Annotated in this window: 18 protein-coding genes; 12 read left to right on the forward strand and 6 right to left on the reverse strand. The window is 64.8% G+C overall.

From position 1 onward, the window contains the following. Positions 1 to 8: 8 nt before the first annotated feature. From JJ959_RS15390 to JJ959_RS15410, 5 genes are all read left to right on the forward strand, one after another. Positions 9 to 1,007, forward strand: a complete 999-nt coding sequence (locus JJ959_RS15390; protein ID WP_292885296.1) for an ABC transporter permease — start codon at positions 9 to 11, stop codon at positions 1,005 to 1,007. Continuing rightward, on the forward strand, positions 1,004 to 2,176 hold the full coding sequence (locus tag JJ959_RS15395; protein ID WP_292885299.1) for an ABC transporter permease: 1,173 nt from the start codon (positions 1,004 to 1,006) through the stop codon (positions 2,174 to 2,176). Before JJ959_RS15390 ends, JJ959_RS15395 begins: the two co-directional genes overlap by 4 nt. Positions 2,177 to 2,256: 80 nt before the next feature. Beyond that, positions 2,257 to 3,459 carry a phosphoglycerate kinase gene (locus tag JJ959_RS15400; protein WP_292885302.1) on the forward strand — a complete coding sequence of 401 codons (1,203 nt, stop codon included), beginning with the start codon at positions 2,257 to 2,259 and terminating at the stop codon, positions 3,457 to 3,459. Between the two features lie 85 nt (positions 3,460 to 3,544). Beyond that, the gene (locus tag JJ959_RS15405; protein WP_292885305.1) at positions 3,545 to 3,781 is read left to right on the forward strand and encodes a hypothetical protein; all 237 of its coding nucleotides are present in this window, start codon (positions 3,545 to 3,547) and stop codon (positions 3,779 to 3,781) included. 107 nt (positions 3,782 to 3,888) lie between these two features. Beyond that, the gene (locus JJ959_RS15410) at positions 3,889 to 4,425 is read left to right on the forward strand and encodes an NUDIX hydrolase (RefSeq protein ID WP_292885308.1); all 537 of its coding nucleotides are present in this window, start codon (positions 3,889 to 3,891) and stop codon (positions 4,423 to 4,425) included. A gap of 103 nt (positions 4,426 to 4,528) precedes the next feature. Here the strand turns inward: JJ959_RS15410 and ftsY are convergent, their stop codons facing one another. The 3 genes from ftsY to dapF form a co-directional block, all read right to left on the reverse strand. Continuing rightward, positions 4,529 to 5,476, reverse strand: coding sequence for a signal recognition particle-docking protein FtsY (gene ftsY, locus JJ959_RS15415; RefSeq protein ID WP_292885311.1), 948 nt, complete (start codon positions 5,474 to 5,476; stop codon positions 4,529 to 4,531). Then, positions 5,473 to 6,774 carry a tRNA (N(6)-L-threonylcarbamoyladenosine(37)-C(2))-methylthiotransferase MtaB gene (gene mtaB / locus JJ959_RS15420; protein WP_292885314.1) on the reverse strand — a complete coding sequence of 434 codons (1,302 nt, stop codon included), beginning with the start codon at positions 6,772 to 6,774 and terminating at the stop codon, positions 5,473 to 5,475. Before mtaB ends, ftsY begins: the two co-directional genes overlap by 4 nt. A gap of 84 nt (positions 6,775 to 6,858) precedes the next feature. Beyond that, a complete protein-coding gene (gene dapF / locus JJ959_RS15425) occupies positions 6,859 to 7,689 on the reverse strand; it encodes a diaminopimelate epimerase (protein ID WP_292885317.1) in 831 nt (276 codons plus the stop codon). 93 nt (positions 7,690 to 7,782) lie between these two features. On the opposite strand from dapF, the gene JJ959_RS15430 reads away from it, so the two are divergent. Beyond that, positions 7,783 to 8,853, forward strand: a complete 1,071-nt coding sequence (locus JJ959_RS15430) for a malate/lactate/ureidoglycolate dehydrogenase (RefSeq protein ID WP_292885320.1) — start codon at positions 7,783 to 7,785, stop codon at positions 8,851 to 8,853. 1 nt (position 8,854) lies between these two features. On the opposite strand, the gene JJ959_RS15435 is transcribed toward JJ959_RS15430, so the two are convergent. After that, the gene (locus JJ959_RS15435) at positions 8,855 to 10,072 is read right to left on the reverse strand and encodes a mandelate racemase/muconate lactonizing enzyme family protein (protein WP_292885323.1); all 1,218 of its coding nucleotides are present in this window, start codon (positions 10,070 to 10,072) and stop codon (positions 8,855 to 8,857) included. A gap of 302 nt (positions 10,073 to 10,374) precedes the next feature. Between JJ959_RS15435 and ffh the strand changes: the two genes are divergently transcribed. The 5 genes from ffh (at position 10,375) to rplS (ending at position 14,164) form a co-directional block, all read left to right on the forward strand. Then, the gene (ffh, locus tag JJ959_RS15440) at positions 10,375 to 11,832 is read left to right on the forward strand and encodes a signal recognition particle protein (RefSeq protein WP_292885326.1); all 1,458 of its coding nucleotides are present in this window, start codon (positions 10,375 to 10,377) and stop codon (positions 11,830 to 11,832) included. Positions 11,833 to 11,879: 47 nt separating this feature from the next. Beyond that, a complete protein-coding gene (gene rpsP / locus JJ959_RS15445; RefSeq protein ID WP_292885329.1) occupies positions 11,880 to 12,332 on the forward strand; it encodes a 30S ribosomal protein S16 in 453 nt (150 codons plus the stop codon). A 6-nt stretch (positions 12,333 to 12,338) separates the two neighbouring features. After that, positions 12,339 to 12,884 carry a ribosome maturation factor RimM gene (gene rimM, locus JJ959_RS15450; protein ID WP_292885331.1) on the forward strand — a complete coding sequence of 182 codons (546 nt, stop codon included), beginning with the start codon at positions 12,339 to 12,341 and terminating at the stop codon, positions 12,882 to 12,884. After that, positions 12,877 to 13,587: a tRNA (guanosine(37)-N1)-methyltransferase TrmD gene (gene trmD, locus JJ959_RS15455; RefSeq protein WP_292885334.1), complete on the forward strand. Its 711-nt coding sequence runs from the start codon at positions 12,877 to 12,879 to the stop codon at positions 13,585 to 13,587. Before rimM ends, trmD begins: the two co-directional genes overlap by 8 nt. A 166-nt stretch (positions 13,588 to 13,753) precedes the next feature. Next, on the forward strand, positions 13,754 to 14,164 hold the full coding sequence (gene rplS, locus JJ959_RS15460; RefSeq protein WP_292885336.1) for a 50S ribosomal protein L19: 411 nt from the start codon (positions 13,754 to 13,756) through the stop codon (positions 14,162 to 14,164). A 59-nt stretch (positions 14,165 to 14,223) separates the two neighbouring features. Here rplS and JJ959_RS15465 read toward each other — a convergent pair whose 3' ends face one another. Then, positions 14,224 to 14,925: a sulfite exporter TauE/SafE family protein gene (locus tag JJ959_RS15465; RefSeq protein ID WP_292885339.1), complete on the reverse strand. Its 702-nt coding sequence runs from the start codon at positions 14,923 to 14,925 to the stop codon at positions 14,224 to 14,226. A 258-nt stretch (positions 14,926 to 15,183) separates the two neighbouring features. On the opposite strand from JJ959_RS15465, the gene leuC reads away from it, so the two are divergent. Beyond that, positions 15,184 to 16,593 (forward strand): 3-isopropylmalate dehydratase large subunit, encoded by a 1,410-nt coding sequence (leuC, locus tag JJ959_RS15470; protein ID WP_292885342.1) that lies wholly within the window; start codon positions 15,184 to 15,186, stop codon positions 16,591 to 16,593. 468 nt (positions 16,594 to 17,061) lie between these two features. Here leuC and JJ959_RS15475 read toward each other — a convergent pair whose 3' ends face one another. After that, positions 17,062 to 20,136 carry a PAS-domain containing protein gene (locus JJ959_RS15475; RefSeq protein WP_292885345.1) on the reverse strand — a complete coding sequence of 1,025 codons (3,075 nt, stop codon included), beginning with the start codon at positions 20,134 to 20,136 and terminating at the stop codon, positions 17,062 to 17,064. Positions 20,137 to 20,205 lie beyond the last annotated feature (69 nt).

Genomic DNA, 20,205 nt, shown 5'->3' on the forward strand with positions numbered 1-20,205 from the left:
GAGAAGACGTGCTGACCTACCTGATCCGCCGCATCCTGATCATGATCCCGACGCTGATCGCCATCAGCATCATCACCTTCGTCATCATCCAGCTCCCGCCCGGCGATTATCTGACCACGATGATCAACGAGATGCAGAGCCAGGGCGAGAATGTCGACCAGTCGAAGATCGAGGCGCTCCGGGCGCAGTACGGTCTCGACCGGCCGATGTACGAGCAGTATTTCCTCTGGGCGACCGGGCTGCTCCGGGGCGACTACGGCTATTCCTTCGAGTACCAGCTTCCGGTGGCGGACGTGGTCGGGGACCGGGTGTTCCTGACCTTCGTGCTCAATTTCGCGACCATCCTTTTCATCTGGGCGGTCGCCTTCCCGATCGGCATCTATTCCGCCTGCAACCAGTACAGCCTCACCGATTACGGCCTGACCTTCGTCGGTTTCATCGGTCTGGCGACGCCAAACTTCCTGCTCGCGCTGATCCTGCTCTATCTCGCCAATATCTGGTTCGGCACCTCGATCGGCGGGCTGATGGATCCGCAATATCTCGACCAGCCCTGGAGCATGGCCAAGGCGCTGTCGGTGCTTGAGCATCTCTGGGTCCCGGTCGTCGTCATCGGCACCTCGGGCACCGCGGCGATGATCCGGCGGCTGCGTGCCAACCTGCTGGACGAGCTGCAGAAACAGTATGTGATCACCGCCCGCGCCAAGGGCCTGCCGCCGTTCCGCGCGCTGATGAAATATCCGCTCCGGATGTCGCTGAACCCCTTCATTGCCGATATCGGCAACATGCTGCCGCAGGTCATCTCCGGCTCCGCCGTGGTCTCCATGGTGCTGTCGCTGCCGACCACCGGGCCGATGCTGATCGGCGCACTGCAGAGCCAGGACATGTATCTCGCGGGCTCCTTCCTGATGTTCCTCGCGCTGCTCACGGTGATCGGGATGTTCGTCTCCGACCTGCTGCTTGCGCTGCTCGATCCGCGGATCCGGCTCGGCGGGGGGGCCAATCGATGAGCATCTCCTCGAGCGAAGGCCCGCGCACCGACCATTACGTCAACCGGGAGCCGTTCAACCCCGATACGGACACGGTCCTGACGCCGGAGCAGGAACGCTACTACATGGCGTCCCAGTGGCAGATGATGTGGTGGAAGCTGAAGCGCCACCGCGTCGCGGTCATTTCGGGTCTCTTCCTGGTCCTGCTCTATCTCTCGACCATCATCAGCGAGATGATCGCGCCCTATGGGCTGGCCACGCGGCACACGGATTCGATCTACGCGCCGCCGCAGCGGGTCCACCTGTTCCACGAGGGCAGCTTCGTCGGTCCGTTCGTCTACGGGCTCGACTACAGCCTGAACATGCGCAACCTGAAGCGCGAATACACGCCGAACCCGGAAAAGGTCCAGAAACTCCGCTTCTTCTGCAGCGGCGATCCCTACAAGTTCTGGGGCATGGCGGAGATGGACTTCCATCTTGTCTGTCCGGCGGAAGGTGGCACCTTCTTCCTGCTCGGCACCGACCGGCTCGGGCGCGACATGTTCTCGCGCATCATCTACGGCACCCGGATCTCGCTCACCGTCGGCCTGATCGGCATCGCCGTCAGCTTCGTGCTCGGCATCGTCATCGGCGGCATGGCTGGATATTACGGCGGCTGGGTCGACAGCCTGACCCAGCGCGTCATCGAGGTGATCCGCTCGTTCCCGGAACTGCCGCTCTGGATGGCGCTCTCGGCGGCCCTGCCGGTCACCTGGAGCCCGATCCTGATCTATTTCGGCATCACGATCATCCTCGGCCTCCTAGACTGGACCGGCCTTGCGCGGGCGGTGCGCTCGAAGCTCCTGGCCCTGCGGGAGGAGGATTTCGCGGTCGCCGCCCAGCTGATGGGCGCGAAGCCGAAACGGATCATCGGCCGTCACCTGCTGCCGAGCTTCATGAGCCACCTGATCGCTTCGGCGACGCTCTCGATCCCGTCGATGATCCTCGGCGAGACGGCGCTGAGCTTCCTCGGGCTCGGGCTGCGTCCTCCGATCACCTCCTGGGGCGTGCTGCTGACCGAGGCGCAGAACATCAATGCGGTCGAACTCTACCCCTGGATCATGGCGCCTGTGGTGCCGGTGATCCTGGTCGTGCTTGCCTTCAATTTCTTCGGTGACGGGCTGCGCGACGCAGCGGATCCCTACAAGTAAGTACCGGCCGGAACGAGTGTGCTTGAAACGCCGGGCCGTCTGTGTTTGAAAGCGCCGGAAATCCGCGGGGAGCAAGAAACATGTCAGCCTATCGCACTCTCGATACCCTCGATGCCAACGGCCGCACGGTTCTGCTGCGCGTGGATCTGAACGTTCCGATGAAGGACGGCAAGGTGACGGACGCGACGCGCATCGAACGCGCCGCCCCGACCATTCTCGCGCTGAGCAAGAAGGGTGCGAAGGTCGTCGTGCTGTCGCATTTCGGCCGGCCCAAGGGCGAGCGGGTCGCGGACATGTCGCTCGCGCCGATCGCGCAGCCGCTTTCGGACGCGCTGGGCGGCGTGCCGGTCGGCTTTGCCGAGGACTGCATCGGTGCCCCCGCGGAAAAGGCGGTCACGGCGATGAATGCCGGCGATGTGCTGATCCTCGAGAACCTCCGCTTCCACAAGGGCGAGGAAAAGAACGACGCGGCCTTCACCAAGGCGCTGGCGAAGCTCGGCGACATCTATGTGAACGACGCCTTCGCGACGGCGCACCGCGCCCATGCCTCGACCGAGGGGCTCGCCCACCATCTGCCGGCCTTTGCCGGGTTGCTGATGCAGGCGGAGCTGGAAGCGCTCGGCAACGCACTCGAATCTCCGGAGCGTCCCGTCGTCGCGGTGGTCGGCGGTGCCAAGGTCTCCACCAAACTGGAGCTGCTCGGCAACCTGCTGCCCAAGGTCGACTATCTGATCATCGGTGGCGGCATGGCCAATACCTTCCTCTTTGCGCAGGGGCACGAGGTCGGCAAGTCACTGGCCGAGCGCGATCTCGCCGATACCGCGCGGGCAATCATTGCGAAAGCGGAACAGGAAGGCTGCACGATCTGCCTGCAGACGGACTGTGTTGTCGCCGCTGAATTCGCAGCCGGCGCGCCGTCCGAAGTCGTGCCCGTATCCGCCGTTCCCGGCGACAAGATGATCCTCGATGCAGGCCCGGAAAGCGTGGCGGCCTTCGCCGAGGTGCTGCGCGACAGCGAGACGCTGGTCTGGAACGGCCCGCTCGGTGCTTTCGAGATCCCGCCGTTCGACGCGGGCACCGTCGCGCTCGCCAAGACGGCGGCCGAACTGACCGATCAGGGGGCGCTGCTCAGCGTCGCCGGCGGTGGCGATACCGTTGCCGCGCTCGTCCATGCGGGTGTCGCCGGGCGCTTCAGCTACGTGTCGACGGCAGGCGGCGCCTTCCTCGAATGGCTTGAGGGCAAGACGCTTCCCGGGGTCGCCGCGCTGATGACGGACAAGTAGTCCCGGTCAGCGAATCGCCGGAAACCAAGGGTTTGTTGACATTTTACCTGCTCCACTCCATATTTGGGTGTGCTGGAGAAGGTAAATGATACCCGCTGTACCTGTCACAGTTCCGCTGAATGCGACGCTCCCGACACTGGTTGTCCCCCGGCCGGTGGAGCAGGAGCGTGACCGGAACAATGCGCTGACGGCAGCGGCGGTCGCCAGTTCCGACGAAAACAGTGAAATTCAGGGCGATAACGAGCGTGCGACCGCACTGCGCAATTCCGCCCGCAGGGAGACACGGCGCGAACGCGGCGATGCCATAGACATCCTCGTGTGAGTTCGGAAACGGTCCAGGAATTCGAGCGCGGCCTGCAACAGGGCCGCGCTTTCTTTTGCCCGCGGCTCTGCTAGGGTTTTCGCGCGAGGTCTGGAACGGGGAGCGTGATGACCGGAGAGCAAGGCAAGCCAAAGGGACCGGTGACGAAACTGGTGCCGGAGGGCGACGAGCGTGAGCGCCTGGTCTGCACCGATTGCGGCTTCATCAACTATATCAATCCGAAAATCGTGGTCGGCGCGGTGGTGACCTGGGAGGACAGGTTCCTGCTCTGCAAGCGCGCGATTCCGCCGCGCCTCGGCTACTGGACGCTTCCGGCCGGTTTCATGGAGGAGGGCGAGTCGACCCAGGACGGCGCCGCCCGTGAGGCCTGGGAGGAAGCGCGGGCCCGGATCGAGATCGGCCCGCTGCTCGGCGTCTACAATATTCCCCGGATCAGCCAGGTGCAGATGATCTACCGCGCCCGCCTGCTCTCGGAGGAGATCGCGCCGGGGCCGGAAAGCCAGGATGTCGGGCTCTTCACCTGGGACGAGATCCCGTGGGACGAGATCGCCTTCCCGAGCGTCCACTGGGCCTTCGCGCATTACCGGGAGACGCTGGGGCAGGACGAGTTCGCCCCCCGTTCCGAAATGCCGATGGGGGTGTGAGCGTTCTATATGTCGTTATCCCGGACTTGATCCGGGACCTCGTCGAACCCCAGGGCTCAGAAAGGTCCCGGCTCGGTGGCCGGAATGACGGCAAGAGAAGGAGTTAATCCAGCCCCATCAGATCGCGGGCGAAACGATCGGCCTCGAAGGGCTGCAGATCGTCCGCGCTCTCGCCGACGCCGACGGCATGGACCGGCAGGCCGAGCCGGTCCGCCAGCGCCACCACGACGCCGCCCCGGGTGCTGCCGTCGAGCTTGGTAATCACGAGGCCGCTGACCTCGACCATTTCCTTGAAAGCCTTCACCTGGCTATGCGCGTTCTGGCCGACGGTGCCGTCGAGCACCAGCACGCAATCGTGTGGCGCCGTCTCGTCCTGCTTGCGGATGACGCGGATCACCTTGGCGAGCTCGTCCATCAGCTCGGCCCGGTTCTGCAGCCGGCCGGCGGTGTCGATCAGCAGCACGTCGGTGCCCGCGGCCTTGGCTTCACCGATGGCGTCGAAGGCCAGCGCCGCCGCGTCCGATCCTTGCGGTTTCGCAATGACCCGCGTGCCGGTGCGCTCGCCCCAGACTTGGAGCTGCTCGATGGCGGCGGCACGGAAAGTATCGCCGGCGGCCATCATCACCGAGAGGCCGCGATCCCGGAACTGCTTGGCGAGCTTGCCGATGGTGGTGGTCTTGCCGCTGCCGTTGACCCCGACCATCAGCACGATGTGCGGCTTGCGGCCTGTGGCGACGTCGAGCGGCCTCGCGACCGGGCGCAGGATCTCGGCGATATCCTCGGCGAAGGCGGTGCGGACCTCCTCGTCCGTCACGTCCTTGCCGAACTTCTCCTTCGAGAGGTTCGCGATCAGCCGGGCCGAGGTCTCGACCCCGAGATCGGCCGTGATCAGCACCTCTTCCAGCTCTTCCAGACTCTCGTCGTCGAGCCGCTTCTTGGTGAAGACGCCGGAGATCCCGCCGACGATCTTGCCGGAGGATTTGGCAAGCCCGTCTTTCAGGCGCCGGAACCAGCCCCGGCGCTCTTGCGTTTCCGCTTGTTCTTCGCTCATGCGGCGGATTTCCGTTCTATCTGGCCGATCAGGTGGGTGCCGTCGCTGCCGGTGATGCGGACAGGGACGATCTCGCCGGGAATGCCGCCTTCGAGGCGGACCGGCGCGAAATTCTCCGCGCGCCCGAGATCCGGTTTCTCGACCAGCACGGATTGCAGGCTGCCGGTGAGGCTTTCGAGGAAGCGCGCGAGGTTCGCTTCGCCGGCCGCGCGCAGCTTCGCCGCCCGTTCCTTGCGCAGCGGGCCCGGGACCTGCGGCATCTTCGCCGCCGGCGTGCCCGGACGGGCGGAATAGGGGAAGACGTGGAGATAGGAGAGACCGCATTCCTCGACCAGAGCGAGGCTGTTGGCGAACATCTCTTCGGTCTCGGTCGGGAAGCCGGCGATGATGTCGCCACCGAAGGCGATGTCGGGGCGTGCCGCCCGCATCTCGCGGCAGAACGTTATGATATCGGAACGGTTATGCCGCCGCTTCATGCGCTTCAAGATCATGTCGTCGCCCGCCTGCAGGCTGACATGAAGATGCGGCATCAGGCGTGGCTCGTCGCGGACCAGAGTGAGAAGGTCACCGTCGATCTCGACCGCGTCGATCGAGGAAAGGCGGAGGCGCGGCAGTTCCGGTACCAGCGCGAGCAGACGGCGCACCATCTGCCCGAGTTCCGGCTTGCCCGGCAGGTCTGCCCCGTAGGAGGTGATGTCGACCCCGGTCAGCACGATCTCGCGATAGCCGTTCGCCACCAGCTCGCGCACCTGGCGCACGATCTCGCCCATCGGCACCGAGCGGCTGTTGCCGCGGCCGAAGGGGATGATGCAGAAGGTGCAGCGGTGGTCGCAGCCCTGCTGGACCTGCACGAAGGCCCGGGCGCGCCCCTCGAGACCGGCGACGAGGTGCGACGCCGTCTCCTTCACGCTCATGATGTCGTTGACGAGGATCTTCGCCTCGCCCGGCGTGTCTCCGGACTGGGCCCAGGTCTCGGCCTTCAGCTTCTCCTCGTTGCCGACCACCCGGTCGACCTCTTCCATCGCGGCGTAGGCGGCGGGATCGATCTGCGCGGCGCAGCCGGTGACCACGATCTCGGCCGCCGGATTGGCGCGGCGGGCCTTGCGGATCGCCTGGCGCGCCTGGCGCTCGGCCTCCTTGGTGACGGCACAGGTATTGATGACGACGACATCCTCGCGCCCGGCGCGGGCGAGATGGTCGCGGATGACCTCGGACTCATAGGCGTTGAGGCGGCAGCCGAAAGTCTCGACCGGCCGGCCCGTGGTGCGCCCGTCCGTGTTGTCGTCAGTCTGGTTCATGGGGCGAGAAATGGCCGGAAACGGCCCCGAATGCAAGCGTTCCGGGCAGCGGGGTGCCATGCGCGCGCCGCATGGTGCGCGTACTCAGCCGAGCGCGTCGAGGTCGAGCGTGCCCTTGAAGCTGAGCGCGACCGGGCCGGTCATCAGCACATGGCCGTCCTCGCGCCACTCGATGGTGAGCACGCCGCCGTCGAGCTCCACGTCCGCCTTCCGGCCTGTCAGGCCGCGCCGCGCCGCCGCAACCAGCACCGCGCAGGCACCGGAGCCGCAGGCCTCGGTGATGCCCGCGCCGCGTTCCCAGACCCGCATGCGGATATCCTCCGGGCCGCGCACGGTGGCGAACTCGATATTGGCGCGGTCGGGGAAGAGCGGGCTGGTTTCCAGCTTCGGCCCGATCTCGGAAAGCGGGACCGCCTCCGCATCCTCGACGAAGATCACGGCGTGCGGGTTGCCCATATTGACGCAGCAGGCGGAACCGAACGGATTGCCGGGGATCTCGACATTCAGCGTGTCGACGCTCTCCGCCAGCGGGATCTCCGCCGCGTCGAGCCGGGCCGGGCCCATATCGACCCGGACCTTGCCGCCGTTCACGCGCTCGCAGACCAGCGTGCCGGCAACTGTTTCGAGATCGATACGGCGCTTGCCGAGTTCGGTCATCACCAGATCCGCGACGCAGCGCGTGCCGTTGCCGCAGGCGCGGGCCTCGCTGCCGTCCGGATTGTGGATCCGCATGAAGGCGTCCCCGCCGTTCCTCGGCATCTCGATCGTGAGGAACTGGTCGTAACCGACGCCGCGCCGCCGGTTGCCCACGGCACGGTAATCCCGCTCCGTCAGGGTCGGGCCGGCAGTGCGGCCGTCCAGCACGACGAAGTCGTTGCCGAGGCCGTTCATCTTGAGGAACGCGATCTGTCTCATGGCGGCATATATATCGGCTGTTAACGGCAATTCCAATACGGCCTTGGCGCCGTTACCGTGTCCGCCGAAAACCGATGCCATGGGAGCGGAACAATGATCACGGTCGCGCATGAGGCGCTCGAGAAACTGGTCACGGAGATGATCGGCCGGGCGGGCAGCAATCCGGAAGAGGCGCGCACGGTCGCGCGCAATCTGGTCGAGGCCAACCTGCTCGGGCATGACAGCCACGGCATCGGTCTCGTCGGGCAGTACATGCGCCACGCGCAGACCGGTACGCTGACCGTGAACGGGCATGTCAGCCACGTCTCCGACAACGGGGTCTATCTCCTGCTCGACGGCAATATGGCCTATGGCCAGGTGACCGGCGCCGAGGCGATGCATCTCGGGCTCGACCGGGCGCGCACCGCGGGCGCCGCGATCGTCGGGTTGCGCAACTCGCACCATCTCGGCCGGATCGGCGCCTGGGGCGAGATCTGCGCCAGGGAAGGCTTCATCTCGATCCATTTCGTCAACGTGGTCGGCCACCGCCCGATCGTAGCCCCCTGGGGCGGGGCCGAGGCGCGTTACTCGACCAACCCCTATTGCACGGCCATTCCGGCAACCGGCAAGAACCCGATGTTCGTGCTCGACATGGCGACCAGCCGGGTCGCGCTCGGCAAGGTCCGGGTCGCCTACAATGCCGGCAAGGAAGTGGTCGAGGGCGCGCTGATCGACCATAACGGCCAGCCGACCCGCAACGCGGCGGTGATGTACGAGGAGCCGAACGGGGCCCTGCAGGCCTTCGGCCAGCACAAGGGCTACGGCCTCGCCCTGCTCGGCGAAATCCTCGGCGCGGCGCTGCTCGGCGGTCCGGTGACCGATCCGGCGCACCAGAAGCGCGACACGATCTGCAACTCCATGCTGACGGTCATCATCGATCCGAAGGGCTTCGGCAGGGATATCCCGTTCGGCGACCTGATCGATTCCATGCTCGCCTATGTTACCAGCGCACGGCCGGCCGAGGGTATGGACAAGGTCCGCGTCGCGGGCGAGCCGGAGCGCGAGACCGCGGCCGACCGCAAGGCGAATGGCATCCCGGTGGATCCCGGGACCTGGTCGGGCCTGGTCGAGGCGGGCGTCAATGCCGGCATGGACCGGCATCGGTTCGACGGGATCGCGAGGTAGCTTACCCGCCCGCGAAAGGCTCTCCCGCGACCTCGAACGGGTCCTGGCTCATCTGTAGATGCAGCTGGTCGCCTTCATAGGGATGCGCCAGCGCTACTTCCTCGTTCAGCTCCACGCCGAGGCCCGGCGTCTTCGGCGGGATGACATAGCCCTCCTCCCAGCGCATGGGCGTCTTCAGGATATCGGCGTGGAAGCCGTCCCATTTGCGGATGCTCTCCAGCACCAGGAAGTTCGGGATGCAGGCGGCGAGCTGGACGTTGGCGGCGCCGACCACCGGGCCGCAATAGAGATGCGGCGCGACCTGGGCGTAGAAGGCCTCCGCCATGCCGGCGATCTTCTTGCCCTCGAGCAACCCGCCGACCCGGCCCATGTTCATCTGCAGGATCGAGGCGGCGCCGGTCTCCAGCACGCGGCGGAACTCCCACTTGGTGGTCAGCCGCTCGCCGGTCGCGACCGGGATCGAGGTCGCCGCCGCCACCTTCGCCATCTCCTCCGGCATGTCCGGCGGGGTGGGCTCCTCGAACCAGAGCGGGTCGTAGGGCTCAAGGCGCCGGGCGAGGCGCTTGGCGCCCGAGGCGGTGAACTGGCCGTGCGTGCCGAAGAGCAGGTCCGCCTTGCCGCCGACCGCTTCCCTTATCAGCCGGCAGAAGGCTTCCGAACGGTCGAGGATCTCCATGTCGGGCTGGTGCCCGCCGAAGGCGGTATAGGGGCCGGCCGGATCGAACTTCACTGCGGTGAAGCCTTCGGCGACGCAGGCGGCGGCAGCCTCCGCGCTCTTTTCGGGGCTGTTGTAGAAGGTGGCCGGATCGTCCTCCGGGCGTGGATAGAGATAGGTGTAGGTGCGCAGGCGCTCGTTCACCATGCCGCCGAGCAGCTCGTAGACCGGTTTTCCCGCCGCCTTGCCGATAATGTCCCAGCAGGCCATCTCCAGCCCGCTGACCACGCCCATCATCGAGGGATCCGGGCGCTGGGTGAAGCCGGAGCCGTGGGCGCGGCGCCAGAAACGCTCGACATGGTGCGGGTCGTTTCCCTGGAGATAGCGCGCGAAGACATCCTCCACCATCGCCGCGACGACCTTCGGCCCAAAGGAGGCGGCATAGACCTCGCCGACACCCTCGATGCCGCAGGCGGTGCGCAGTTTCAGAAAGAGGAAATAGCGCCCGCCGAAGCCCGGCGGCGGGTTCCCGACGATGAAGGTCTTTAGGCTTTCGAGCTTCATGGGGTGTCTCCGGGTTGCGGGTGAGCAGCCTAGCGACCACATGCAGCGTTGCTAAGGCAAAAGCGACGGTTGGACGCCGTCCCGTGTCCGGATCGGGCGAGATTTCCCCGCACGGCCCGGAACGCCGCAGGAATGCTTGACTCGCGCGCGCGGCGCCCATATGTTCCGGCCCTCTCGGCAAAAACCAGTCTGCTGAGACCTTCACGGGTTCCGTCCGTCCTCGAGTGTTCGAGCACGGGCGCGCAACTGCTTTGGGCCTTTTCGGGCTGGTGAAACCGGGTGGAATTGGAGTTTACGGACGCATGTTCGACAGTTTGCAGAACCGGCTCGGCGAGGTTTTCGATCGCCTGAAGAAACGCGGCGCGCTGAAAGAAGCCGACGTGACGGCTGCGCTGCGCGAAGTGCGCGTGGCCCTGCTCGAGGCCGATGTCGCGCTGCCGGTGGTGAAGGACTTCATCGATCGCGTGCGTGAGCGCGCGGTCGGCCAGGAAGTCATCAAGTCCGTCTCCCCCGGCCAGCAGGTGATCAAGATCGTCCACGACAATCTCGTGGAGATGCTCGGCACCGAGGCCGGCACGATCAATCTGAATGCCGTTCCGCCGGTCCCGATCCTGATGGTCGGCCTGCAGGGCGGCGGTAAAACGACGAGCACCGCCAAGCTGGCGAAGCGGCTGAAGGAAAAGGACCGCAAGAAGGTCCTGATGGCCTCGCTCGACATCTACCGTCCGGCGGCGCGCGAACAGCTGCGCGTGCTGGGCGAGCAGATCGAGGTCGCGACCCTGCCGATCGCCGAGAACGAGACGCCTGTTTCGATTGCGAAACGGGCGATGGCCGCGGGCAAGCTGCAGGGCTTCGACGTGGTCATGCTGGATACTGCCGGCCGGCTCTCCATCGACGAGTCGATGATGAACGAGGTGATCCAGGTCCGCGACGCGGTGAAGCCGGTCGAGACCATCCTCGTCGCCGATGCGATGACCGGTCAGGACGCCGTCACCACGGCGCGCAATTTCCACGAGCGGGTCGGGCTGACCGGCATCGTTCTGACCCGGATGGACGGCGATGCGCGCGGCGGCGCGGCGCTTTCCATGCGCGCGGTCACCGGGGTGCCGATCAAGGGCGTCGGTGTCGGCGAGCGGGCCGACGCGCTGGAGGATTTCCATCCCGAACGTGTCGCCGGCCGGATCCTCGGCATGGGCGACGTGGTCAGCCTGGTCGAGAAGGCTGCCGAGACCATCGAGATCGAGGAAGCCGAGCGCATCGCGAAGAAGATGCAGAAGGGCATGTTCGACCTCGAGGACATGCTCTCCCAGCTCCGGCAGGTGAAGAAGTTGGGCGGCCTCGGCGGCGTCATGTCAATGCTTCCGGGCATCGGCAAGCTGCAGAAACAGATGGCCGGCGCCAATATCGACGAGAACGTCATCAAGAAGCAGGAAGCGATCATCCTCTCCATGACCAAGGCGGAGCGGAAGAACGCGAAACTGATGAATGCCTCGCGCCGGCGCCGCATCGCGGCCGGTTCGGGCACCAGCGTTCAGGAGGTGAACAAGCTCCTGAAACAGCACCAGGACATGACCCGGGTCATGAAACAGATGGGCAAGATGGGCGGCATGAAGGGCCTCGGGGCCCTGCTCGGCGGCGGTGGCGGCGGAGGCATGCCCGGCATGCCCGGTGCCGGCCAGCTCCCGCCCGGCCTCTCTGGCAAAGGCATGCCGAAGCTTCCGGGAGGCATGCTGCCGCCCGGTTTCCCCGGCAAGAAGTAATTCGGAACCAAGTGAACAGCTAAACGCGTACCTGAAAGGAAATATCAATGGCACTTCGCATTCGTCTGTCGCGCGGCGGCGCCAAGAAGCGTCCGTTCTACCGCATCGTCGTCGCCGAGGGCACGTCCCCGCGTGACGGTCTCTTCATCGAGAAGCTCGGCACCTACAACCCGATGCTGCCGAAGGAGCATGCGGACCGGCTCGTGGTGAACGCCGAGCGGATCAAGCACTGGATCTCCGTTGGCGCGAAGCCGACCGACCGGGTCCACAAGATGCTCGCGTCCCTCGACCTGATCGGCAAGTTCGAGTATCGCGACCAGCCGAAGAAGTCCGCCCCGGGCCGCAAGCGCCAGGAGCGTGAAGAGGAAGAGGCCGCGAAGGCTGCCGAGGCCGCCGAAGCCGCTGCCGCCGAGGCTGCTGCCGCTGCCGAGGCCGCTGCTGCCGAAGCCGCCGCCCCGGCCGAGGAAGCTCCGGCCGAGGAAGAGAAGTCCGAGGGCTAAGCTCCGATGGCCGAGCCGGTCACTCTTGGCGTCATCGTCGGCGTCCATGGCGTGCGCGGCCTGCTCCGGGTGAAGAGTTTCACCGAGCAGCCGGAAGACATCGCCGCCTATGGCCCGCTGAAGGATGCCGCCGGGAAGAGCTACAAGCTCGAGGTGACCGGCCAGGCGAAAGGCGTGCTGCTGGTGCGTATCGCCGGGATCGGCGACCGGAACGCGGCGGAGGCCCTGAAGGGCACCGAGCTTCTGATCGACCGGGACCGGCTGCCCGAGACGGACGCGGACGAGTTCTACCATGCGGACCTGATCGGCCTTCGGGCGGATCTGGTCGCGGGCGAGACCCTCGGCACGGTGGTCGCGGTGCAGAATTTCGGCGCCGGGGATCTCCTGGAGATCCGCCTGCCGGACAGCCGCAAGACCGTGCTGGTCCCGTTCGACGGGGCCTCGGTTCCGGAGATCGACCTCGCGGCCGGACGGCTTCTGGTCGATCCGCCGGCGGGGTTGCTGGACGAGGCGTCGGACGAGGACCGCAAGGCCGAAGCGGACCATGGCTGACGCACCCGCACCCTGGCAGGCGACGGTGCTCAGCCTGTTCCCGGAAATGTTCCCGGGACCGCTCGGGCACTCGATCGCCGAAAAGGCCCGTCTGGCGGGGCGCTGGTCCCTGAAAACGCTGGACATCAGGGACTTTGCGAGCGATAAGCACCGCTCCGTGGACGACACCCCCTTCGGGGGCGGTTCCGGAATGGTGATGCGGCCCGATGTGGTCGACGCGGCTCTGGCCGCTGTCGAGGACGTTCCGGGCCGCAGAATTTATTTGAGCCCGCGCGGCGTCAGGTTCGACCAGACGATGGCGCGGGAGCTTGCGGACGGCCCGGGCGTGGTGCTGCTCTGCGGGCGCTACGAGGGACTGGACCAGCGGGTGATCGACGCCCGCGGCCTCGAAGAGGTCAGTCTCGGGGATTTCGTGCTTTCGGGCGGCGAGATCCCGGCCCTGGCGCTGCTGGATGCCTGCATCCGTCTGCTGCCGGGCGTGCTCGGTACGGCGGCGACGCTGGACGAGGAGAGTTTCGAGGAGGGGCTGCTGGAGTATCCCCTCTACACGCAGCCTCGGGAGTGGAACGGACTGTCCGTGCCCGAGGTGCTGCTGTCCGGCCACCACGCGAAGATCGCGAAATGGCGGCGGGAACAGTCGGAAGAGATCACGCGCGAGCGGCGCCCGGACCTCTGGGAACGCTATCGCGGGTCGGACAAGTGAGCGGAGCGGACGGCGCGTCTGTCCAGTCTCGGCTTTTTGGAATGCGGCATGCCGCTCCTCTGCGGCCCGGTGGTCGGGCAGGTCATGAGCTGCATGTGTTTCGAGCGCCGGTATTCACCGGTCCCCTGTTGGACCGGTCGCCACCGGCAAGACCTGGAGAAGAAGAATGAACATCGTACAACAGCTCGAAAAAGAGCAGCTTGATAAGCTCGTTGCCGAACGTCCGGTTCCGGATTTCGGCCCGGGCGACACCGTGAAGGTCAACGTCCGCGTCGTCGAAGGCACCCGCGAGCGTGTGCAGGCCTATGAAGGCGTCTGCATCGCGCGCAAGAACGACGGCCTGAACTCCTCATTCACCGTCCGCAAGATCTCCTACGGCGAAGGCGTCGAGCGCGTGTTTCCGCTCTACTCCCCGCGCCTCGACAGCATCGAGGTGACCCGCCGCGGTAAGGTCCGCCGGGCGAAGCTCTACTACCTGCGTGGCCGTCGCGGCAAAGCGGCGCGTATCGCCGAGAAGGTGACCAACCGCAGCAAGGCGAGCGTCGCCGTTCCGGAAACCGGTTCGGCCGAAGCGTAAGCTTCAGGACATGGAATTTTTGAGCGGGAGCGCCTTGGCGCTCCCGTTTTCTTTCGGGCCTATCCGAGCAGCGTGCCGGCGCCGATCACCGAGAGCAGCAGATAGGCGATGCGCCGGAAGGTTCGCTCGCTGGCGAGATGGAACAGCTTCCCGCCGCCCCAGATCCCGGCCATGTAGAACGGCGCCATGAGGGCGCCGAGCAGCATCCGCTCCGGCGTCAGCACGCCGAACCAGACATAGCTCGCAACCACGAAGACGAAGCCGATCTGGAAGAAGGCGGTGATGTTGGCGCGCACGGCCGTCGGCGCATAGGGCCCTGAAAGAAGGTAGAAGATGATCGGCGGTCCGCCGAGCCCGGTGGAGCCGTTGAGGAAGCCCGCGACGCCGCCGACGGCGATGTCGAGGCCGAGGCGGCGGGGAACGGTGTGCCGGTATCCGCTGGCGAGCAGCGCCACGAGCAGGAGCACGATCGCCGAGATCGCCTGGCGCAGCAGGTCCTGGTCGATCGAGACCAGGATCCAGGTCCCGAGCGGCAGCGCGGCGATCCCGCCGAGCGCCATCGGTGCCGCCTGTTTCCAGTCCGCCTCCCGGCGCGACATGCGCAGCAGCTGGAGCTGCGCCGGCATTTCCATGGTGGTGAGGGTGGCGAGCGCGACCTGCGGCCCGAACAGCAGGCTGAGCAGCGGAATGGAGATCATCGCCGCGCCGAAGCCGGAGAAGCCGCGCACCAGTCCCGCGAGACCGACCGTTCCGGCGGACAAAGCGAGGTTCCACAGGCCAAATCCTTCCAATGCGGAAGCAATCGCGTTCAGATCCATTCGGGTTTGGCCTTTATCGGTTCGTAAATTTCGGAAAACCCCGGTTTCCCCGCAAGATTCAGCTTTTTTCCGCAGGATCGACTCGTTATGCTCCGGGCCCGTCTCGGGACGAGAGATATGTTGCGCCTCAAGAAGAAGAGCGGTTGGCCCAATCGTGGCCGATCGGAACCGGCGCTCAAGATGAGAGGAAGCATAGCAGCGATGTCAAAGCCGCGTACGCTGTTCGATAAGATCTGGCAGGATCATCTGGTCGACGTTCAGGACGACGGAACCTGTCTCATTTATATCGACCGTCACCTGGTGCATGAAGTCACCAGCCCGCAGGCCTTCGAGGGACTCCGGAATGCCGGCCGCAAGGTGCGCCGCCCGGATTTCACCCTCGCGGTCGCCGATCACAACGTCCCGACGAAGGATCTCGACAAGGGCATTCTCGACGAGGATTCGCGGATCCAGGTCGCCACGCTTGAAAAGAACGTCGCCGACTTCGGCGTGCCGTATTTCGACATGAAGGACCAGCGGCGCGGCATCGTGCACATCATCGGTCCGGAACAGGGCTTCACCCTGCCGGGCACGACGATCGTCTGCGGCGACAGCCACACCTCGACCCACGGCGCCTTCGGCGCGCTGGCCTTTGGCATCGGCACCTCCGAGGTCGAGCATGTGCTCGCGACCCAGACGCTGGTGCAGAAGCCGGCGAAGAACATGCGCATCACGGTCAAGGGCAAGCTGCCCAAGGGCGTGAATTCCAAGGACATCGTGCTCGCCATCATCGGCAAGATCGGCACCGCAGGCGGCACCGGCCACGTGATCGAATTCGCCGGCGAGGCGGTCCGCGGTCTCTCCATGGAAGCGCGGATGACGATCTGCAACATGTCGATCGAGGCGGGCGCCCGCGCCGGTCTGATCGCGCCGGACGAGACCACGTTCGAGTATCTGAAGGGCCGCCCGTTCGCCCCGAAGGCCGGCGCCTGGGAACAGGCGGTCGCCTACTGGAAGACGCTGCCGTCCGACGAGGGCGCGGTCTACGATACCGAGGTCGAGCTGGATGCGGCCGAGATCGTCCCGCAGGTCACCTGGGGCACCAACCCGGAAGAGGTGATCCCGATCACCGCGAACATTCCGGATCCGGAACAGATTGCCGACCCGGTGCGCAAGGCGAAGATCGCCCGCTCGCTCGAATATATGGGTCTCACCGCCGGTACGCCGATCAACGAGGTGAAGATCGACAAGATCTTCATCGGTTCCTGCACCAACGGCCGCCTCGAGGATCTCCGGATCGCCGCGGGCGTGCTGAAGGGCCGCAAGATCGCCGACAATGTGAACGCGATCATCGTCCCGGGCTCCGGTCTGGTGAAGGAAAAGGCGGAGGAAGAGGGTCTGGACAAGATCTTCCTCGAGGCGGGCTGCGAATGGCGCGAGCCGGGCTGCTCGATGTGCGTGGCGATGAACGCCGACCGGCTGGAGCCGGGCGAGCGCTGCGCCTCGACCTCCAACCGCAACTTCGAAGGCCGTCAGGGCCGTGGCGGACGCACCCATCTGGTGAGCCCGGCGATGGCGGCGGCGGCGGCGGTGGCCGGTCACCTGACCGACGTCCGCGACCTGCTGAACTAAGGGAGGAGAGAGACAATCGAAATGCGGAGTAGCCGGACACTCGCAAGCTCCCGGTTCTTCTAGAAAGTCTGCGTGTAGCTATCTTAGGAGGTGAGATGCCGGGCTTTGAGCCGTCACCGTGGCCACGACTTTGTCTCCCTCTCTGCTTTGCCCCACAATCGTACGCATCGCGCTTGGGTCAGCAGGAGATTGAGTCTTCCCCGAGAATGGCCTCCAGCCGTCCGCCTTGGCTCCGGTGAAGTGGTCCTGGAAATTCGGACAGGTTACTAAGGTGTAACCCGCAGCTATGAGAGGGATACGAGATGGCGAAGCGCTGATCATTTACGGATCAATTCAAGGCCAAGGTCGCATCATCTGACGTCACTGCCAAGACGGCTCCTCTCAGCCGGTCGTGAGCAGCAAGCCACAGCCGCGAAGGGATCGAGCGAAGAAGAACTCCAGGTCACGGCACACTCGGCAACAACCTTGTTAGACTTTAATATCACGTTCACCCGAGATACTATCTTCGATCGCAGCCTGAAGTTCCAACCGGCCGACGGGCTTCTGTATCAGCCTGTCATGTGGCGCTATCTTCCGGGTGATCTCATCACCGCCGGGATAACCGGACATAAAGAGGGCTTTGGCATCTGGGTCGATCTCGCGGATCAATTGGACCGTTTCGGGACCGCTCAACGGACCGGCGAGCGACACATCGCAGAGCAGCAGATCGTAAGGAACGTGGTTGCGGACCATGGAGAGGGCCTCGCTGCCGTCTTTCGCACCGACCGGTTGCATGCCGAGGCTTTTCAGAACCTCGCACACGATTTCCCGCACGGCATCCTCGTCTTCCAGAACGAGGACCTTGAGGCTCCTCATGGCGGGTTTCTTGATTGCCCCCGATTGGAGACATGGATTGATTGCCGATTTGGTCTTCGATACCGCCAAAAACAGCTGCACCGAGGTTCCCATGCCTGGGTCGCTGTGGATTACTGCGCTGCCGCCGGATTGTTTCAGGAAACCATAGACCATCGAAAGCCCGAGACCTGACCCTCGTCCGTTGGGCTTTGTCGTGAAGAAAGGTTCGAAGACGCGGGAAAGGATCGCGGAATCCATGCCACATCCAACATCCTTGACCCCGATAACGATATAGCCGCCAGGATTCAGATCTAAAGACCGTGATGCCGCAAATTTCTGGTCAATCACCATCAGCTGGGTAGTGATGGTCAGAACACCTCCATCTGACATCGCGTCCCGCCCATTGATGGCCAGATTGATGATGGCGTTTTCAAGCTGGCTTTTGTCGACGAGAACCGGTGTCGGGCCGGTGCAAAGCTCCTGCTTGATCTTGACGCCGCTACCGAGCGTGCGCTGAAGGAGCGGGCACAGTTCCTCGACAAGGTTATTGATATCTATCTCTTCAGGTTTCAGCGGCGCCCGGCGACCAAATGCAAGGAGCTGAGATGTCAGGTCTGCTCCCCTGGCAGTGGCCTTGACGGCTGTCGACAGGAGACTCTTGTTTACCGGGTCCGCGATGGTTTCTTCCATGAGCTCCAGATTGCCGAGGATAATCGCGAGAATGTTGTTGAAATCATGGGCGATCCCTGCAGTCAGCTGGCCGATCGCCTCCATCTTCCGGGATTGGTGTAGAGCCTCTTCGGTGCCACGGATCTCGGTGATGTCGGAGGTGATGCCGAGCATGCGCGTCGGCTTTCCGGAAGCCCCGAATTCCATGCTGCCCTGTGAGAGGATCCAGCGATAGCTGCCATCCCGGTGCCTGAGCCGATACTCGGCCCGGTAAGGCGGGAACGGATGCGTAACGGAGCGCTGGAAGGCGGCACTCACCGCCGCGAAGTCGTCCGGATGGACCTGCTCCCGCCAAGCCAGACGGGAGGTGGGGAACTCCGTGCCTTCGTAGCCGATCTGTTTCCGCCAGATATCGGAATAGATGGTGGTGTTGCTGTCCGGATCATATTCCCAGAGGCCGAGATTCGAAGATTCGACGGCCAGCCGGAGGCGCTGGTGGTTCTTGTCCCGCTCGCGCTCCGCTGCATTGCGTGCGAGACGGTCGTTGATCCCGGAGATGATCAGCCCGACGGTCTGGGTGAAATTGCCGAGCCGCTCGGCAAGCTCCGCGTTGTAGCCTCCGGCCCGATTGCCGAGGCCGAACATGCCGATCATCTTCCCGCCCACACGGATCGGCAGCCCGAGGAAGGCATTCAGCGGCGGGTGGCCCTCGGGCAGGCCGCCGGATCTGGGGTGCGCGGCCGGAGCGTTGGAAATCAGGGTCTCGCCCGTCGCGATGACATGTCCGAAAAGCGTGTCCAGATTCCGGTAGACGATCGGGTCAGTGATGATCTCTCCGGGCGTGTAAGATGTTCCGCTGGCCCAGCTGAGGTCGGAGATTGCATTGCAGCGCAGGTAGGGCTTACAGTCCTCGTCACGGTAGAGATCGCCGACGAAGCCGAACTCGCTTTCGGTGAGCGCGAGCACCGCGCGTAGGATCCGCTCATATAGGACTTTCGACTCCTCGCCGGCCATGTAGGCGGTCGAGATATCGCGAATGGCCGAGAGCTGCGCTTCCGTGTCCCGTTTCCGGCGCTCTTGGGCGCGCAGCGCGGTCACATCCTCCACGGTCCTGACGAACCCGCCTTCCGGCAATGGGAAGCTCTTGACGCGCAGCACGGTGCCGTTCGGCCGGGTGCGCTCATACTCGGTCAGGGTGCCGCGATCGAGCTGGGCCATGAGGCTCGACTCGTCGCCGACGATGTTGTCCTCGACATAGTCTCCCCGACTCTTGTTGAAGGCAAGGAAGTCGAAGTGGCTTGATCCCAGGGGAAAGCGCTCCTTTGGAAGCTCCAGCATCTCGTAGAAGCGGTCGTTTGTGGCGGTGACCCTGAAATTCCGGTCCAGCACGAAAATCGCGTCCGGAAAGTTCTCGAATGCGCCCTTGAGGATGGCAAGCTGTTCGCTCGCCTCGGCTCTGGCCTGCTCGGTCTGCTGCTTGTCCCGGCGCAGATCATAGAATTCCTGGAGAAGCCATCCCAACAGGCCGGTCGAGATAGTGTTGAAACCGAACATGATGGGGCCGATCTGCAACGTGATCGCGCTGCCGAGCATGGCCCAGAAGAGGAGCAGGGTCGCCCCGTTGACCGCGACGCCCAACAGAAGGTAACCGAGAAACGACCGGCCCTTGTTCTTCTTCGATATCAAATAGTAGAAAAGCGTTCCGCCGCCGATCGCGAACCAGATTGCGATCGTGCCGGTGACCGCTCCGCCGCCGCCGATATAGAGCCGGGTTGCCGATCCCATGAGGCCGGCCGCGATGCCGCCTGCGGGGCCGCCAAAGACGGGGGCGAGCGCGAGAATGGCAGAGCGCGCGTCAAAGATGATCCCGTTCCCGAGATGGAAGGGCACGAGCATCACCAGGCACGCCGTTGCACCGAACAGAATGCCCGAAAAGACACCCTTGAACCTTCCGAGTTTGTCGGAATTGGTCTCCACGACGGCCTGGAGTATGACCAGGATCACCAAGACCGAAAGGTCGCCGAGGAGGGAGTCGACCATGGGCATCATTCTAGATGTCTCCGTTCCAAGTATAGCCTTGGAAAATATGAGAGAAGGACGGCGTACTGC

It is taken from the genome of Nisaea sp., assembly GCF_017640745.1.
In the GTDB taxonomy this organism is placed as follows: Bacteria; Pseudomonadota; Alphaproteobacteria; order Thalassobaculales; family Thalassobaculaceae; genus Nisaea.

Bases quoted from the DNA above. Each gene is read 5' to 3' on its own strand.
- JJ959_RS15435 (WP_292885323.1), bottom strand. From the start codon at position 10,072: ATGAAGCTCGAAAGCCTAAAGACCTTCATCGTCGGGAACCCGCCGCCG.
- JJ959_RS15400 (WP_292885302.1), top strand. From the start codon at position 2,257: ATGTCAGCCTATCGCACTCTCGATACCCTCGATGCCAACGGCCGCACG.
- JJ959_RS15430 (WP_292885320.1), top strand. From the start codon at position 7,783: ATGATCACGGTCGCGCATGAGGCGCTCGAGAAACTGGTCACGGAGATG.
- rimM (WP_292885331.1), top strand. From the start codon at position 12,339: ATGGCCGAGCCGGTCACTCTTGGCGTCATCGTCGGCGTCCATGGCGTG.
- JJ959_RS15410 (WP_292885308.1), top strand. From the start codon at position 3,889: ATGACCGGAGAGCAAGGCAAGCCAAAGGGACCGGTGACGAAACTGGTG.
- rplS (WP_292885336.1), top strand. From the start codon at position 13,754: ATGAACATCGTACAACAGCTCGAAAAAGAGCAGCTTGATAAGCTCGTT.
- leuC (WP_292885342.1), top strand. From the start codon at position 15,184: ATGTCAAAGCCGCGTACGCTGTTCGATAAGATCTGGCAGGATCATCTG.
- mtaB (WP_292885314.1), bottom strand. From the start codon at position 6,774: ATGAACCAGACTGACGACAACACGGACGGGCGCACCACGGGCCGGCCG.
- ffh (WP_292885326.1), top strand. From the start codon at position 10,375: ATGTTCGACAGTTTGCAGAACCGGCTCGGCGAGGTTTTCGATCGCCTG.
- JJ959_RS15395 (WP_292885299.1), top strand. From the start codon at position 1,004: ATGAGCATCTCCTCGAGCGAAGGCCCGCGCACCGACCATTACGTCAAC.
- JJ959_RS15405 (WP_292885305.1), top strand. From the start codon at position 3,545: ATGATACCCGCTGTACCTGTCACAGTTCCGCTGAATGCGACGCTCCCG.
- JJ959_RS15475 (WP_292885345.1), bottom strand. From the start codon at position 20,136: ATGGTCGACTCCCTCCTCGGCGACCTTTCGGTCTTGGTGATCCTGGTC.
- ftsY (WP_292885311.1), bottom strand. From the start codon at position 5,476: ATGAGCGAAGAACAAGCGGAAACGCAAGAGCGCCGGGGCTGGTTCCGG.
- rpsP (WP_292885329.1), top strand. From the start codon at position 11,880: ATGGCACTTCGCATTCGTCTGTCGCGCGGCGGCGCCAAGAAGCGTCCG.
- trmD (WP_292885334.1), top strand. From the start codon at position 12,877: ATGGCTGACGCACCCGCACCCTGGCAGGCGACGGTGCTCAGCCTGTTC.
- dapF (WP_292885317.1), bottom strand. From the start codon at position 7,689: ATGAGACAGATCGCGTTCCTCAAGATGAACGGCCTCGGCAACGACTTC.